This window comes from Enterobacter sp. QK-SA4 (assembly GCF_056856775.1).
Genome location: NZ_JBXFXH010000007.1, coordinates 3,468,417 through 3,484,530 on the forward strand (window position 1 = coordinate 3,468,417; position 16,114 = coordinate 3,484,530).

Annotated in this window: 15 protein-coding genes; 14 read left to right on the plus strand and 1 reads right to left on the minus strand. The window is 55.5% G+C overall.

The window, feature by feature from the left end; all coding sequences use genetic code 11:
* Nucleotides 1-55: 55 nt before the first annotated feature.
* From miaB to rihA, 10 genes are all read left to right on the plus strand, one after another.
* A complete protein-coding gene (miaB, locus tag AC1VYI_RS18385) occupies nt 56-1,480 on the plus strand; it encodes a tRNA (N6-isopentenyl adenosine(37)-C2)-methylthiotransferase MiaB (protein WP_134866657.1) in 1,425 nt (474 codons plus the stop codon).
* A 163-nt stretch (nt 1,481-1,643) separates the two neighbouring features.
* On the plus strand, nt 1,644-2,690 hold the full coding sequence (locus AC1VYI_RS18390) for a PhoH family protein (RefSeq protein WP_023310759.1): 1,047 nt from the start codon (nt 1,644-1,646) through the stop codon (nt 2,688-2,690).
* Nucleotides 2,687-3,154, plus strand: coding sequence for an rRNA maturation RNase YbeY (ybeY, locus tag AC1VYI_RS18395; RefSeq protein WP_008501052.1), 468 nt, complete (start codon nt 2,687-2,689; stop codon nt 3,152-3,154). The genes AC1VYI_RS18390 and ybeY overlap by 4 nt, the downstream gene beginning before the upstream one ends.
* A gap of 89 nt (nt 3,155-3,243) precedes the next feature.
* Nucleotides 3,244-4,122 (plus strand): CNNM family magnesium/cobalt transport protein CorC, encoded by an 879-nt coding sequence (corC, locus tag AC1VYI_RS18400; protein WP_021242574.1) that lies wholly within the window; start codon nt 3,244-3,246, stop codon nt 4,120-4,122.
* A gap of 5 nt (nt 4,123-4,127) precedes the next feature.
* The gene (lnt, locus tag AC1VYI_RS18405) at nt 4,128-5,666 is read left to right on the plus strand and encodes an apolipoprotein N-acyltransferase (protein WP_134866658.1); all 1,539 of its coding nucleotides are present in this window, start codon (nt 4,128-4,130) and stop codon (nt 5,664-5,666) included.
* A gap of 352 nt (nt 5,667-6,018) precedes the next feature.
* Nucleotides 6,019-6,924, plus strand: coding sequence for an amino acid ABC transporter substrate-binding protein (locus tag AC1VYI_RS18410; RefSeq protein ID WP_008501049.1), 906 nt, complete (start codon nt 6,019-6,021; stop codon nt 6,922-6,924).
* 155 nt (nt 6,925-7,079) lie between these two features.
* A complete protein-coding gene (locus tag AC1VYI_RS18415) occupies nt 7,080-7,820 on the plus strand; it encodes an amino acid ABC transporter permease (protein ID WP_023310756.1) in 741 nt (246 codons plus the stop codon).
* Entirely contained in the window at nt 7,820-8,494 is a 675-nt protein-coding gene (gene gltK / locus AC1VYI_RS18420; protein ID WP_134866659.1) for a glutamate/aspartate ABC transporter permease GltK, read from the plus strand. Before AC1VYI_RS18415 ends, gltK begins: the two co-directional genes overlap by 1 nt.
* Nucleotides 8,494-9,219, plus strand: coding sequence for an amino acid ABC transporter ATP-binding protein (locus AC1VYI_RS18425; RefSeq protein ID WP_014883001.1), 726 nt, complete (start codon nt 8,494-8,496; stop codon nt 9,217-9,219). Before gltK ends, AC1VYI_RS18425 begins: the two co-directional genes overlap by 1 nt.
* 120 nt (nt 9,220-9,339) lie before the next feature.
* Nucleotides 9,340-10,281, plus strand: coding sequence for a pyrimidine-specific ribonucleoside hydrolase RihA (gene rihA, locus AC1VYI_RS18430; RefSeq protein WP_134866660.1), 942 nt, complete (start codon nt 9,340-9,342; stop codon nt 10,279-10,281).
* Nucleotides 10,282-10,453: 172 nt separating this feature from the next.
* Here the strand turns inward: rihA and AC1VYI_RS18435 are convergent, their stop codons facing one another.
* Entirely contained in the window at nt 10,454-10,936 is a 483-nt protein-coding gene (locus tag AC1VYI_RS18435) for a zinc ribbon-containing protein (protein ID WP_032661386.1), read from the minus strand.
* A gap of 214 nt (nt 10,937-11,150) precedes the next feature.
* Here AC1VYI_RS18435 and leuS point away from each other — a divergent pair, with 214 nt between their 5' ends.
* The 4 genes from leuS to nadD are packed head-to-tail and all read left to right on the plus strand — an operon-like array spanning nt 11,151 to nt 16,006.
* Nucleotides 11,151-13,733, plus strand: coding sequence for a leucine--tRNA ligase (leuS, locus tag AC1VYI_RS18440; RefSeq protein WP_148660537.1), 2,583 nt, complete (start codon nt 11,151-11,153; stop codon nt 13,731-13,733).
* Between the two features lie 14 nt (nt 13,734-13,747).
* Entirely contained in the window at nt 13,748-14,317 is a 570-nt protein-coding gene (gene lptE, locus AC1VYI_RS18445) for an LPS assembly lipoprotein LptE (RefSeq protein ID WP_134866662.1), read from the plus strand.
* Complete coding sequence (gene holA, locus AC1VYI_RS18450; protein ID WP_059446433.1) at nt 14,317-15,348, plus strand: DNA polymerase III subunit delta; 1,032 nt, start codon at nt 14,317-14,319, stop codon at nt 15,346-15,348. The genes lptE and holA overlap by 1 nt, the downstream gene beginning before the upstream one ends.
* Complete coding sequence (nadD, locus tag AC1VYI_RS18455) at nt 15,341-16,006, plus strand: nicotinate-nucleotide adenylyltransferase (protein ID WP_045356584.1); 666 nt, start codon at nt 15,341-15,343, stop codon at nt 16,004-16,006. The genes holA and nadD overlap by 8 nt, the downstream gene beginning before the upstream one ends.
* The last annotated feature ends 108 nt before the right edge of the window (nt 16,007-16,114 follow it).

Consider the following 16,114-nt stretch of genomic DNA (forward strand, 5'->3'; position numbering starts at 1 on the left):
CAACCCCACCAAAGCATTACAATACGCGGCTTGCAATCCTGAGCTGAGCAAGTCGATGACTAAAAAACTCCATATAAAAACCTGGGGCTGTCAGATGAACGAATACGATTCATCCAAGATGGCCGATCTGCTGGATTCAACCCACGGATACCAGCTGACAGAAAATGTGAAAGAAGCGGACGTGCTGCTGCTGAACACCTGTTCGATTCGTGAAAAAGCGCAGGAAAAAGTCTTTCACGTGTTAGGCCGCTGGAAGCTTCTCAAGCGAAAAAATCCGGACCTGATCATCGGCGTGGGTGGCTGCGTTGCGTCGCAGGAAGGTAAGCTGATCCGCCATAGAGCCCCGTATGTGGATATTGTCTTTGGTCCTCAGACCCTGCACCGCCTGCCAGAGATGATCAATCAGGTTCGCGGCAGCCGCAGCCCGGTCGTTGACGTCAGCTTCCCGGAAATCGAAAAGTTTGACCGTCTGCCGGAGCCGCGCGCCGATGGCCCGACCGCCTTCGTCTCCATCATGGAAGGCTGCAACAAATACTGCACTTACTGCGTGGTGCCTTACACCCGCGGTGAAGAAGTCAGCCGTCCGGCAGACGATATTCTGTTTGAAATTGCGCAGCTTGCCGCACAGGGCGTTCGCGAAGTGAATCTGCTGGGCCAGAACGTAAACGCCTGGCGCGGGGAAAACTACGACGGCACCACCGGCAGCTTTGCCGAGCTGCTGCGTCTGGTGGCCGCGATTGACGGTATCGACCGCATTCGCTTTACCACCAGCCACCCGATGGAGTTTACCGACGACATCATTGACGTGTATCGCGATACGCCAGAGCTGGTGAGCTTCCTGCACCTGCCGATTCAGTGTGGCTCTGACCGCGTGCTGAACCTGATGGGCCGCCCGCATACGGTGCTGGAGTACAAGTCCACCATTCGTAAGCTGCGTGAAGCGCGTCCGGATATCCAGATCAGCTCCGACTTTATCGTCGGCTTCCCTGGCGAAACCGCTGATGACTTCGAGCGCACCATGAAGCTCATCGGTGAAGTGAATTTTGACGTCAGCTACAGCTTCATCTTCTCTGCGCGTCCTGGAACACCTGCGGCCGATATGGTTGACGATGTGCCGGAAGAAGAGAAAAAGCAGCGTCTGTATATTCTGCAGGAGCGTATTAACCAGCAGGCCAACGCGTGGAGCCGCCGTATGCTCGGCACCGTTCAGCGCATTCTGGTGGAAGGCACCTCCCGCAAGAGCATTATGGAACTCTCCGGTCGTACCGAAAACAACCGCGTGGTGAACTTTGAAGGCACCCCGGATATGATCGGTAAATTCGTGGACGTCGAGATTGTTGAAGTGCTGACCAACTCGCTGCGCGCGAAGCTGGTACGCACCGAGGACGAAATGGGCCTGCGTATTGCCGAGTCACCGGAATCCGTGATCTCTCGTACCCGTAAAGAAAACGATTCTGGCGTGGGGATTTACCAGCCTTAATCCTCCTGGCCTGCCTTTCCGGCAGGCCTTGTATTTCCTCTCATCGTCCCCAATATCTTCCGCAACGCTTGCGCCTTTATTCTGTGGCGTGAATAATTTCGGTAATGACCGTTTTATTACGCCCTATCGCAATGGGTCAGTTAAACAATTAAAGAGGAACAGTTTGAATATAGATACGCGTGAAATTAGCCTTGAGCCAGCAGACAACGCTCGCCTGCTGAGCCTGTGCGGGCCGTTTGATGACAACATCAAACAACTGGAGCGACGTCTGGGTATCGAAATCAATCGTCGCGATAATCATTTCAAACTTACCGGACGCCCTATCTGCGTCAACGCCGCTGCGGACATTCTGCGTAGCCTGTATGTTGATACCGCCCCAATGCGCGGCGAAACGCAGGATATAGAGCCGGAACAGATCCACCTCGCCATTAAAGAGGCGCGCGTGCTTGAGCAAAGCGCGGAAAGCGTGCCGGACTACGGTAAAGCAATCAATATCAAGACCAAACGTGGCGTCATTAAGCCGCGTACGCCAAACCAGGCGCAGTACATCGCCAATATCCTCGACCACGACATCACCTTCGGCGTGGGTCCGGCGGGTACGGGTAAAACCTATCTGGCCGTTGCCGCTGCGGTAGATGCGCTGGAACGCCAGGAGATCCGTCGCATCCTGCTGACCCGCCCTGCCGTCGAAGCGGGCGAAAAGCTGGGCTTCCTGCCGGGCGATCTGAGTCAAAAGGTCGACCCGTATCTGCGTCCTTTATACGATGCGCTGTTCGAGATGCTCGGCTTTGAGAAGGTCGAGAAGCTCATTGAGCGTAACGTTATCGAAGTTGCCCCGCTCGCCTACATGCGCGGTCGTACGCTGAACGATGCGTTCATCATTCTCGATGAGAGCCAGAACACCACCATCGAACAGATGAAGATGTTCCTGACGCGTATCGGCTTTAACTCGAAAGCGGTCATTACCGGTGACGTCACCCAGATCGACCTGCCGCGCAGCACCAAATCAGGACTGCGCCACGCGATTGAGGTTCTGGCCGAGGTCGACGAAATCAGCTTTAACTTCTTCCACAGTGAAGACGTGGTACGCCACCCGGTGGTCGCGCGTATCGTTAACGCCTATGAAGCCTGGGAAGAGGCGGATCAGAAGCGTAAGGCCGAACTGGCCGCAGAACGTAAGCGCGAAGCGCAGGAGCAAGAACAGAAATGAGTCAGGTGATCCTCGATTTACAGCTGGCCTGTGAAGACAATTCCGGCATGCCAGATGAGGCACAGTTTCAGAAATGGCTGGATGCCGTTATTCCTCAGTTTCAGGAAGAATCAGAAGTGACGATTCGCCTGGTGGATGAAGCAGAAAGCCATGAGCTTAACCTGACCTATCGCGGGAAAGATAAGCCAACCAACGTGCTCTCTTTCCCGTTTGAAGCGCCTCCGGGCATTGAGATGCCGCTGCTGGGCGATCTGATCATCTGCCGTCAGGTGGTTGAACAGGAAGCGAAAGAGCAGCAAAAGCCGCTTGAGGCCCACTGGGCGCATATGGTGGTACACGGCAGCCTGCATCTGCTCGGCTACGATCACATTGAAGATGACGAAGCGGAAGAGATGGAGTCCCTCGAGACAGAGATAATGCTTGCTCTGGGCTATGAGGATCCGTACATTGCCGAGAAAGAATAGTCCGTCACCTGACGGACTCACATGCCGCCACGAAAGGATATCGCGTGGCGGTAAACGTTGAACTAACAAGAGAACCCTTAACAAACGCCATGAGCGACGACAATTCACACAGTAGCGACACGACAACCAGTAAAAAGGGATTTTTCTCCCTCATTCTGAACCAGCTTTTCCACGGCGAACCCAAAAACCGTGATGAGCTGCTGGAGCTGATTCGTGATTCCGGGCAGAACGACCTTATCGACGAAGATACGCGCGAAATGCTCGAAGGGGTTATGGACATCGCCGACCAGCGCGTTCGCGATATCATGATCCCCCGCTCGCAGATGATCACCCTGAAACGTAACCAGACTCTGGACGAGTGCCTCGATGTGATCATCGAATCCGCCCACTCGCGTTTCCCGGTCATCAGCGAAGACAAAGATCACATCGAAGGGATTTTGATGGCGAAAGATCTGCTGCCGTTTATGCGCAGCGATGCCGAAGCCTTCAGCATGGAAAAAGTGTTACGCCAGGCCGTGGTTGTGCCGGAAAGTAAACGTGTGGATCGGATGCTGAAAGAATTTCGCTCTCAGCGTTACCACATGGCGATTGTTATTGATGAGTTTGGTGGCGTTTCCGGTCTGGTCACGATCGAAGATATTCTTGAGCTGATCGTGGGCGAAATCGAAGACGAGTACGACGAAGAAGAAGATATCGACTTCCGTCAGCTTAGCCGCCACACCTGGACCGTGCGCGCGCTGGCCTCCATCGAGGACTTCAACGACGCCTTCGGTACCCACTTCAGCGATGAAGAGGTCGATACCATTGGCGGGCTGGTGATGCAGGCCTTTGGCCACCTCCCGGCGCGCGGTGAGACCGTTGACATCGACGGTTACCAGTTCAAAGTGGCAATGGCCGACAGCCGACGTATTATACAGGTTCACGTCAGAACGCCGGACGACTCACCGGTGCCAAAACTGGAAGATTAATGTAAATGGCATTTGCCCCACTGCTTGAACGCCAGCGCGTCCGTTTGCTGCTGGCGCTGTTACTCGGAGCCAGCGGTACGCTGGCTTTTTCTCCTTACGATATCTGGCCCGCCGCCATTCTCTCCCTGATGGGGCTTCAGGGCCTGACCCTGAATCGTCGTCCGGTACAGGCTGCTGCCATCGGTTACTTCTGGGGGCTGGGGCTGTTTGGCTCAGGTATCAACTGGGTCTATGTCAGCATCGCCCAGTTTGGCGGTATGCCTGGCCCGGTAAACGTCTTCCTGGTGGTATTGCTCGCCGCGTATCTCTCGCTCTATACCGGTCTGTTCGCCGGCATCCTTTCTCGCCTGTGGCCAAAAACCACCTGGTTACGTGTCGCCATTGCCGCGCCGGTAGTCTGGCAGATAACCGAGTTCCTGCGCGGCTGGGTGCTGACGGGCTTCCCGTGGCTACAGTTCGGCTACAGCCAGATTGACGGCCCGCTGAAGGGGCTGGCGCCGGTCATGGGCGTTGAGGCCATTAACTTCCTGCTGATGGTGGTGAGCGGCCTGCTGGTATTAGCGCTGGTCACACGCTGCTGGAAGCCGCTGGCTGTGGCGCTGGTGCTGTTTGCCCTGCCCTTCCCGCTGCGCTATATCCAGTGGTTCACGCCCGAGCCAGAGCGCACCCTGCAGGTGTCCATGGTGCAGGGGAACATCCCGCAGTCTATGAAGTGGGATGAGAAAGAGCTGCTGAATACGCTGAAGATCTACGCCAACGCCACCGAAGAGGTGATGGGTAAATCCCAGCTGATTATCTGGCCGGAATCTGCCATTCCCGATCTGGAGCTCAACCAGCAGCCGTTCCTCAACATGATGAACGACCTGCTGCTGGCTCGGGGCAGCACGCTGATCACCGGGATTGTCGATGCGCGTCTGAATCAGCAGAACCGCTACGACACCTACAACAGCATCATTACGCTCGGGAAAGACAGCGAGTACAGCTACCACTCCACTGACCGGTACAACAAGAACCACCTGGTGCCGTTTGGTGAATTTGTCCCGCTGGAGTCGATTCTGCGCCCGCTGGCCCCGTTCTTTGACCTGCCGATGTCCTCTTTCAGCCGCGGCCCGTACGTACAGCCTCAGCTGCACGCGCACGGCCTGGCCCTGACGGCGGCCATCTGCTACGAAATCATTCTCGGCGAGCAGGTACGCGATAACTTCCGCCCGGATACCGACTATCTGCTGACCATCTCCAACGATGCCTGGTTTGGTAAGTCAATCGGGCCGTGGCAGCACTTCCAGATGGCACGTATGCGCTCTCTGGAGCTGGCGCGTCCGCTGCTGCGCAGCACCAACAACGGCATCACCGCCGTGATTGGTCCGCAGGGCGAGATTCAGGCGATGATCCCGCAGTTTACCCGCGAGGTGCTGACCACTAAAGTCACGCCAACCACGGGGCTGACGCCATACGCGCGCACCGGCAACTGGCCGCTGTGGGTACTGACCGCGCTGTTCGGCTTTGGCGCGGTGCTGATGAGCCTGCGTCAGCGTCGTAAATAACCTTTCCTTCTGTTGTCGGGTGGCGTAGCCGCCACCCGACAATTTTCTTCAGACTCCCATTCTGGCACGCCTATTGCTTTGTTTATTCAGGTAAACGCAGTTTGGCTTAACGTGCAACTTTGTCGCACCAGCGTAGATCATCGGTAGCACCGAAACGGTGCAACGGGAGATATTTGCCTCTGAATGGTGCGGCGCGCTTCGCAAAAATAAACAATAACGCAGCAAAATCTTTACATTAAGCCAGACTAAATGTTAACAAGCTTGCATAACACTGCACTCGCACTGCGCGAGATATAACAACATCACAATGGGTATCAATGCGTCGCTGGCGCTGATAAAAAAGGAGTTGGGTATGCAATTACGTAAACTGGCCACAGCAATGCTGGTTATGGGAATGTCTGCAGGCGTGGTTCACGCTGAAGATGCTCCGGCAGCAGGCAGCACTCTCGACAAGATTGCCAAAAACGGCGTCATCGTGGTCGGCCACCGTGAATCTTCAGTCCCGTTCTCTTACTACGACAACACGCAAAAAGTCGTGGGCTATTCACAGGATTACTCCAACGCCATCGTTGAAGCTGTGAAGAAAAAGCTGAACAAACCTGACCTGCAGGTGAAGCTGATCCCAATCACTTCACAGAACCGTATTCCACTGCTGCAAAACGGCACCTTTGACTTCGAGTGTGGCTCCACCACCAACAACCTCGAGCGTCAGAAACAGGCTGCCTTCTCTGACACTATCTTTGTCGTGGGCACCCGTCTGCTGACGAAAAAAGGCGGCGAGATCAAAGACTTCGCTGACCTGAAAGGCAAAGCGGTTGTTGTGACCTCTGGTACGACGTCAGAAGTGCTGCTGCACAAGCTGAACGACGAGAAGAAAATGGATATGCGCATCATCAGCGCGAAAGACCATGGCGACTCCTTCCGTACCCTGGAAAGCGGTCGTGCCGTCGCGTTTATGATGGATGATGCTCTGCTGGCGGGCGAACGTGCGAAAGCGAAAAAACCAGACAACTGGGATATCGTCGGTACCGCGCAGTCCAAAGAAGCCTACGGCTGTATGCTGCGTAAAGACGATCCGCAGTTCAAAAAGCTGATCGATGACACCATCGCTCAGGTGCAGACCTCCGGCGAAGCGGAGAAATGGTTCGACAAGTGGTTCAAGAACCCGATTCCACCAAAAAACCTGAACATGAATTTTGAACTGTCTGACGACATGAAAGCGCTGTTCAAATCACCAAATGACAAGGCTCTTAACTAATTAGAACTACAGGGGCGGGATCTCCTGCCCTCTCGATTGTCGGGAAGCATGGACAGACTATACGTTGAGTGGTCGTTCCCCACTCAGCGCGAAAAATGAGCTTCTCACCAATCTTCGAGGGTAGCGCTGCTACCCTTTTTTTTCTGGAGTTTATTATGTCAATAGACTGGAACTGGGGCATATTCCTGCAACAAGCCCCGTTCGGCAACACCACCTATCTTGGCTGGCTGTGGAGCGGCTTTCAGGTCACCGTGGCACTATCGATAACGGCGTGGATTATCGCGTTTCTTGTCGGTTCTTTGTTCGGTATTCTGCGCACCGTCCCTAACCGTTTTCTTTCAACGCTTGGCACCCTGTATGTGGAACTGTTCCGTAACGTTCCGCTGATCGTGCAATTCTTTACCTGGTATCTGGTCATCCCGGAACTGCTGCCGGAAAATATTGGCATGTGGTTCAAGTCTGAGCTGGATCCGAACGTGCAGTTCTTTGTCTCCTCCATGATGTGTCTGGGGCTGTTTACCGCTGCGCGCGTTTGCGAGCAGGTGCGTGCCGCCATTCAGTCATTGCCGCGTGGACAAAAAAACGCGGGCCTGGCAATGGGCCTGACGCTGCCCCAAACCTACCGCTACGTGCTGCTGCCTAACGCCTACCGCGTTATCGTTCCGCCGATGACCTCCGAGATGATGAACCTGGTGAAAAACTCGGCCATCGCCTCGACTATCGGCCTGGTCGACATGGCCGCGCAGGCGGGCAAGCTGCTGGATTACTCCGCTCACGCGTGGGAATCCTTCACCGCGATTACGCTCGCGTATGTTCTGATTAACGCTTTCATCATGCTGGTGATGAACCTGGTTGAACGCAAAATCCGCCTGCCGGGTAATCTGGGGGGCAAATAATGTACGAATTTGACTGGAGTTCTATCGTTCCATCCATGCCTTACCTGCTTGATGGACTGGTGATTACCTTAAAAATCACCGTTATCACCATCATCATTGGTATCGTCTGGGGTACCCTGCTGGCCGTCATGCGCCTGTCGAGCTTTAAGCCGCTCGCCTGGTTTGCGACCGCCTACGTTAACGTGTTCCGTTCCATCCCGCTGGTGATGGTGCTGCTGTGGTTTTACCTGATTGTGCCCGGTTTCCTGCAGAACGTGCTGGGGCTTTCGCCGAAAACCGATATCCGTCTGATCTCCGCCATGGTGGCGTTCTCAATGTTCGAGGCCGCTTACTACTCGGAGATTATCCGAGCTGGCATTCAGAGTATCTCCCGCGGGCAATCCAGCGCCGCGCTGGCGCTGGGGATGACGCACTGGCAGTCCATGCAGCTCATTATTCTGCCGCAGGCGTTTCGCGCCATGGTTCCGCTCCTGCTGACCCAGGGTATCGTCCTGTTCCAGGATACCTCGCTGGTCTACGTTCTGAGTCTGGCAGACTTCTTCCGTACCGCGTCAACCATCGGTGAACGTGATGGTACGCAGGTCGAAATGGTGCTCTTCGCGGGTGCGGTCTATTTTGTGATTAGTTTAAGCGCGTCGCTGTTGGTCAGCTGGCTGAAGAAAAGGACGGTATAATGATTTCCCTGAAAAATGTTTCTAAATGGTATGGGCACTTTCAGGTGCTGACCGACTGCTCCACCGAAGTCAAAAAAGGCGACGTGGTGGTGGTGTGCGGGCCGTCCGGCTCCGGTAAATCGACGCTGATCAAAACCGTCAACGGACTGGAGCCGGTGCAGCAGGGTGAGATCGTCGTCAACGGCACCAAGGTCAACGACAAGAAAACCAACCTCGCTCAGCTTCGCTCTCACGTTGGCATGGTGTTCCAGCATTTTGAGCTGTTCCCTCACCTCTCCATTATTGAGAACCTGACGCTGGCGCAGGTAAAAGTGCTTAAGCGTGATAAAAAAGCGTCGCGCGAGAAAGGTCTGAAGCTGCTGGAACGCGTTGGGCTTTCGGCGCATGCCGATAAGTTCCCGGCACAGCTTTCTGGCGGCCAACAGCAGCGCGTGGCGATCGCCCGCGCGCTGTGTATGGATCCGGTGGCAATGCTGTTTGATGAGCCAACGTCGGCGCTCGATCCAGAGATGATCAACGAAGTGCTGGATGTAATGGTCGAGCTGGCTCACGAAGGGATGACCATGATGGTGGTGACCCACGAAATGGGCTTCGCCCGTAAAGTGGCCAACCGCGTGATATTTATGGACGAAGGGAAAATTGTCGAAGACTCACCGAAAGAAGAGTTCTTCGCTAACCCGAAATCCGAGCGTGCGAAAGATTTCCTTGCGAAAATCCTGCACTAACCTTCCCGGTGCGCAATCTGCGGATTGCGCACTGCTTCACGCTTTCACTCAGTTCCTCTCGTCGGCGTCACATTGCAGCGTTAACCTTGTCACAAAATAACGCTACGTATGGAGAACGCTATGGCACAGCCTATTATTCTCGATTGCGATCCGGGTCATGACGACGCGATCGCGCTCGTCCTCGCTCTTGCCTCCCCTGAACTCGAGGTAAAAGCCGTCACCTCGTCCGCCGGAAACCAGACGCCAGACAAAACCCTGCGCAACGTGCTGCGCATGCTCACGCTGCTCAAACGCACCGGTATCCCTGTCGCCGGCGGGGCCGTGAAGCCGCTGATGCGCGAGCTGATTATTGCCGACAACGTTCATGGTGAAAGCGGGCTGGACGGTCCGGCACTGCCGGAGCCGGGCTTCACGCCGCAAAAATGTACCGCCGTGGAGCTGATGGCGAAGGTTCTGCGTGAGAGTGCAGAACCGGTAACGCTGGTGGCAACAGGACCGCAAACCAACGTTGCGCTGCTGCTGAACAGCCATCCTGAGCTGCATAATAAAATTGCCCGAATTGTGATTATGGGCGGAGCCATGGGGCTGGGGAACTGGACGCCTGCGGCGGAGTTCAACATCTTTGTCGACCCGGAAGCGGCGGAAATCGTCTTCCAGTCTGGCTTACCGATTGTGATGGCAGGGCTGGACGTTACCCACCGCGCGCAGATTATGGCGGACGATATTGAGCGATTCCGCTCCGTGGGTAATACGGTCGCGACAACCGTGGCCGAACTGCTCGACTTCTTTATGGAGTATCACAAAGCCGAGAAATGGGGCTTCCACGGCGCGCCGCTGCACGACCCGTGCACCATTGCCTGGCTACTGAAGCCGGAGATGTTCACCACGGTGGACAGATGGGTTGGTGTTGAGACGCAGGGAAAATACACCCAGGGAATGACGGTGGTGGATTACTACTCGCTGACGGGGAATAAAGCGAATACCACGGTGATGGTAGATATCGATCGCGAGGCGTTTGTGGATTTGCTGGCGGAGAGACTGGCTTACTATAGTGCGGCCTGATGCCCTCACACCAGCCCTCTCCCACGGGGAGAGGGGGCAAACACTAAAAACGGCAACGTGGTTGCCGTTTTGCTTTGACCTTGTGCGGCCTGATGCCCTCACCCCAACCCTCTCCCACGGGGAGAGGGGGCAAACACTAAAAACGGCAACATAGTTGCCGTTTTGCTTTTATTTAGGGCTCAAACGGCCGACGCTGGAACTGATCGTGGCCGCATTTCGGACACAGCGGCAGGACATCCGGCGTGTATACCGCAATATGGTGGTGGCAATTCTCGCACACCAGATTTCCCAACCCGACCACCTCACCACTGTGATAAACACCGTGATGGTTCAAATCCTGAAAGACCTCGCGCCACTCCAGCTGCGTTTTATCCGTGATGTCGGCCAGCTCTTGCCACAGGCTCTCTTTAATCACCCGCATAAAAACGCTGTCCGTGACCTCCTCCTGACTCTCCTGGTAGCTGCGCGCGAACTCTTCCAGATCGCGACGCACGGCGCGCGTCACCTCTTCCACTTCGGTTCGCGTTAACTCACCCGTTTGCGTCACGCGGGCACGCGCCTGCTCCACCAGCGCATCGATATCTCGCTCGCCGTTACGCAGCCGTTCCGTCAGTGTCGCCACCAGTTCGCGGTAAAATTGAGCAACCTTGTTCATCATTTTGCCTCCCGGGTAAGTAACTATTTCTAATAATAGACCTTATTTCATCGCCGCTTTGTCAGGTGAAGCACAGACCCGGTAAATTCCTGCAAAGCGCATTTGTGCGAAAGGCTGTTTTGACGCGGGCGTTTGGGCTATGCTATGCGGATCTGAATTACCACATCCATTGGCTACATTTGTAGCTGTATTGAAAACAGGACCACTGGCTGCCATGCAAGAGCAATACCGCCCGGAAGAGATAGAATCAAAAGTCCAGCAACACTGGGACGAGAAGCGCACCTTTGAAGTAACCGAAGACGAGAGCAAAGAGAAGTATTACTGCCTGTCGATGCTTCCCTATCCTTCTGGTCGACTACACATGGGCCATGTGCGTAACTACACCATCGGCGATGTGATTGCACGCTACCAGCGCATGCTGGGTAAAAACGTTCTGCAGCCTATCGGCTGGGATGCGTTCGGTCTGCCTGCGGAAGGCGCGGCGGTCAAAAACAACACCGCTCCGGCGCCGTGGACGTACGACAACATCGCGTACATGAAAAACCAGCTCAAAATGCTGGGCTTTGGCTATGACTGGAGCCGCGAGCTGGCAACCTGTACCCCGGAATACTATCGCTGGGAGCAGAAGTTCTTCACCGAGCTGTACAAAAAAGGCCTGGTGTATAAGAAGACCTCTGCCGTTAACTGGTGTCCAAATGACCAAACCGTTCTCGCGAACGAACAGGTTATCGACGGCTGCTGCTGGCGCTGTGACACCAAAGTTGAGCGTAAAGAGATCCCACAGTGGTTTATCAAAATCACCGCTTACGCTGATGAGCTGCTGAACGATCTGGATAACCTGGATCACTGGCCAGATACCGTTAAGACCATGCAGCGCAACTGGATCGGCCGTTCTGAAGGCGTGGAGATTACCTTCAACGTTGAGAACTACGACCAGACTCTGACTGTCTACACCACCCGTCCGGACACCTTCATGGGCGCGACCTACCTGGCCGTAGCCGCAGGTCATCCGCTGGCGCAGAAAGCGGCGGAAAACAATCCGGAGCTGGCGTCATTCATCGATGAGTGCCGCAACACCAAAGTGGCCGAAGCCGACATGGCGACGATGGAGAAAAAAGGGGTTGATACCGGCTTTAAAGCCATTCACCCACTGACAGGCGAAGCAATCCCTGTCTGGGCCGCCAACTTCGTTCTGATGGAGTACGGCACTGGCGCCGTGATGGCTGTTCCGGGTCACGACCAGCGCGACTACGAATTTGCCACCAAATATGGCCTGACCATCAAGCCTGTCATCCTGGCGGCTGACGGTTCAGAACCAGACCTGTCTGAACACGCGCTGACTGAAAAAGGCACCCTGTTCAACTCCGGTGAATTTAGCGGTCTGAGCTTCGAAGAGGGCTTCAACGCCATCGCCGATAAGCTGGCCTCTCTGGGCGTGGGCGAACGTAAAGTTAACTTCCGTCTGCGCGACTGGGGCGTGTCCCGTCAGCGTTACTGGGGTGCGCCAATCCCGATGGTGACGCTGGAAGATGGCACCGTGATGCCAACCCCGGAAGATCAGCTCCCGGTGATCCTGCCGGAAGACGTGGTCATGGACGGTATCACCAGCCCGATTAAAGCCGATCCTGAGTGGGCAAAAACCACCGTTAACGGACAGCCTGCGCTGCGTGAAACCGACACCTTTGACACCTTTATGGAGTCATCCTGGTACTATGCGCGCTACACCTGCCCGCAGTATCAGGACGGTATGCTCGATTCCGATGCGGCAAACTACTGGCTGCCGGTTGATATCTATATCGGCGGCATCGAACACGCCATCATGCACCTGCTCTACTTCCGCTTCTTCCACAAACTGATGCGCGATGCAGGCATGGTGAACTCTGACGAACCAGCAAAACAGCTGCTGTGTCAGGGCATGGTGCTGGCAGATGCGTTCTATTATGTTGGTGCCAACGGCGAGCGTAACTGGGTTTCACCGGTTGATGCGATCGTCGAGCGTGACGAGAAGGGCCGTATCGTTAAGGCGAAAGACGCCGAAGGTCATGAACTGGTCTACACCGGCATGAGCAAGATGTCCAAGTCGAAAAACAACGGTATCGATCCGCAGGTGATGGTTGAGCGTTACGGTGCGGATACCGTGCGTCTGTTCATGATGTTTGCCTCTCCGGCGGACATGACCCTTGAATGGCAGGAGTCCGGCGTGGAAGGGGCGAACCGCTTCCTGAAACGCGTCTGGAAACTGGTTTACGAACACACTGCACCGGGCGATGCCCCGGCGCTGAACGCCGCCGCACTGACTGAAGATCAGCAGGCGCTGCGTCGCGATGTTCATAAAACGATTGCGAAAGTGACCGATGATATTGGTCGTCGTCAGACCTTCAATACCGCAATTGCGGCTATTATGGAACTGATGAACAAGCTGGCGAAGGCTCCGCAGGACGGCGAGCAGGATCGTGCCTTAATGCGTGAAGCGCTGCTTGCTGTTGTTCGCATGCTGAACCCGTTCACTCCGCACGTCAGCTTCACCCTGTGGCAGGAGCTGAAAGGCGAAGGCGATATCGACAACGCGCCGTGGCCGCAGGCTGACGAATCAGCGATGGTAGAAAACACGACGCTGGTTGTGGTCCAGGTAAACGGCAAAGTCCGCGGTAAAATTACCGTGGCGGTCGATGCAACCGAAGAACAGGTTCGCGAGCGCGCGGGCCAGGAACCTCTGGTCGCAAAATATCTTGAGGGCGTTACCGTACGTAAAGTGATCTACGTACCGGGTAAACTGCTCAATCTGGTCGTTGGCTAAGCGCGGGAGGAAACGTGCGACAACTGGCAACAATACTCTTATCACTGGCGGTGCTTGTCACCGCCGGCTGTGGCTGGCACCTGCGCAATACCACGGCGGTGCCTGCTGAGATGAAAACGATGATTTTCGACTCATCAGATCCGAATGGTCCACTCAGCCGGGCAATTCGTAATCAGCTGCGTCTGAACGGCGTTGAGCTTGTTGAGAAACAAACGCTGCGCCAGGGCATTCCCTCTTTGCGTGTCCTGGGGATGACTCTCGGCAAAGATACGGCATCTATCTTCCAGGATGGTCGTACCGCAGAATACCAGATGGTTATGACGGTCAACGCAGCGGTCCTGATCCCGGGTAAAGACATCTATCCGATCAGCACGAAAGTGTACCGTTCGTTCTTCGATAACCCGCAGACGGCGCTGGCAAAAGATGCCGAACAGCAGATTATCATCAACGAAATGTACGACAAGGCGGCGGAACAGCTGATCCGTAAACTGCCAGGTATTGCAGCGTCTACCAGACAAGGCTCTGACATTGTTGAAAAACCCGTTGCCGGCACGCTTCCTGCTGCTAACTCTCTGGGTAAATGATGATCAGGCTGTATCCTGAACAACTCCGCGCGCAGCTCAAAGAAGGGCTGCGCGCGGCGTATCTGCTTCTTGGAAACGATCCGTTATTACTTCAGGAAAGCCTGGATGCCGTGCGGCATGAGGCCGCCTCTCAGGGCTTCGATGAGCACCACACCGTCCAGCTGGATAACAACACCGACTGGAATGCCCTCTTCTCACTCTGTCAGGCGATGAGCCTTTTTGCGTCGCGCCAGACTATTCAGATCCTGCTGCCTGAGAACGGCCCTAACGCGGCCATCAATGAACAGCTGGCCACGTTGGTCAGCCTGCTTCACAGCGATCTGCTGCTGATTGTGCGCGGCAACAAGCTCACCAAAGCGCAGGAAAATGCGGCGTGGTTCACCCAACTCGCTGCCCACGCGGTGCAGGTGACCTGTCAGACGCCTGAACAGGCGCATCTGCCCAAATGGGTGGCAGCGAGAGCGAAGCAGAACAACCTTCAGCTGGATGATGCGGCGAACCAACTGCTCTGCTACTGCTATGAAGGTAACCTGCTGGCCCTGGCGCAGGCGCTGGACAGACTCTCCCTGCTTTGGCCGGATGGCAAGCTGACCTTGCCGCGCGTCGAGCAGGCCGTTAACGACGCGGCGCACTTCACGCCGTTCCACTGGGTGGACGCGCTGCTGTCGGCGAAAAGCAAACGCGCCCTGCATATTCTGCAACAGCTGCGTCTCGAAGGGAGCGAACCGGTTATTTTGCTGCGTACGCTGCAGCGCGAATTGCTGCTGCTGATTACGCTCAAGCGTCAGTCTGCCCATACGCCGCTGCGTTCGCTGTTTGATAAACACCGCGTGTGGCAAAATCGCCGGGCTTTGACCACCGAGGCCGTCAACCGCCTGAGTCATGAACAGCTTCGTCAGGCTGTGCAGCTTCTGATGCGCGCTGAGCTCACGTTAAAACAAGATTACGGCCAGTCGGTCTGGGCGGAGCTGGAAAGCCTTTCCCTGCTGCTCTGCCACAAAGCGCTGGCAGACGTTTTTATTGATGGATAGCATGCATTCTTTACAGGCCTTATATGGCGGCACCTTCGACCCGGTACATTACGGGCATCTGAAGCCGGTTGAAATTCTGGCGAATCTGATCGGACTTCAGCGCGTCACCATCATGCCCAACAATGTCCCGCCCCATCGTCCACAGCCCGAGGCGACTAGCGAGCAGCGAAAAGAGATGCTTGCCCTTGCCATCGCAGATAAACCGCTCTTCCGACTTGACGAGCGTGAGCTGCGTCGCGACACGCCCTCCTGGACGTCTCAGACGCTTCAGGAGTGGCGCGCCGAACAAGGACCAGACCAGCCGCTTGCCTTTATCATCGGCCAGGATTCACTGCTGAATTTCCCCACGTGGCATCAGTATGAAACCATCCTGGAGAACAGCCACCTGCTCGTCTGCCGCCGTCCTGGCTATCCGCTGACCATGCGCGAAGAGCAGTACCAGCAGTGGCTGGAGGACCATCTCACCGATAGTGTTGAAGATCTTCACAACCAGCCTGCCGGGAAGATCTATCTGGCGGAAACGCCGTGGTTCGATATCTCTGCGACCCTCATTCGCGAGCGTTTACAGCAGGGTTTAGCGTGTGACGATCTGCTGCCAACCCCGGTGCTGGCCTATATCCACGCGCACGGTTTGTATCAGAAAAGCGCAGATGAATAGCCGGAGAGCATAAAAAGCGGCTTATTGTTTATCCTGCCTTGACAGGGTAAGCCATACTGTTATTCTCCGCTGCCAGACTTTCCCGCCGATCATTGCTTTACAGAAATT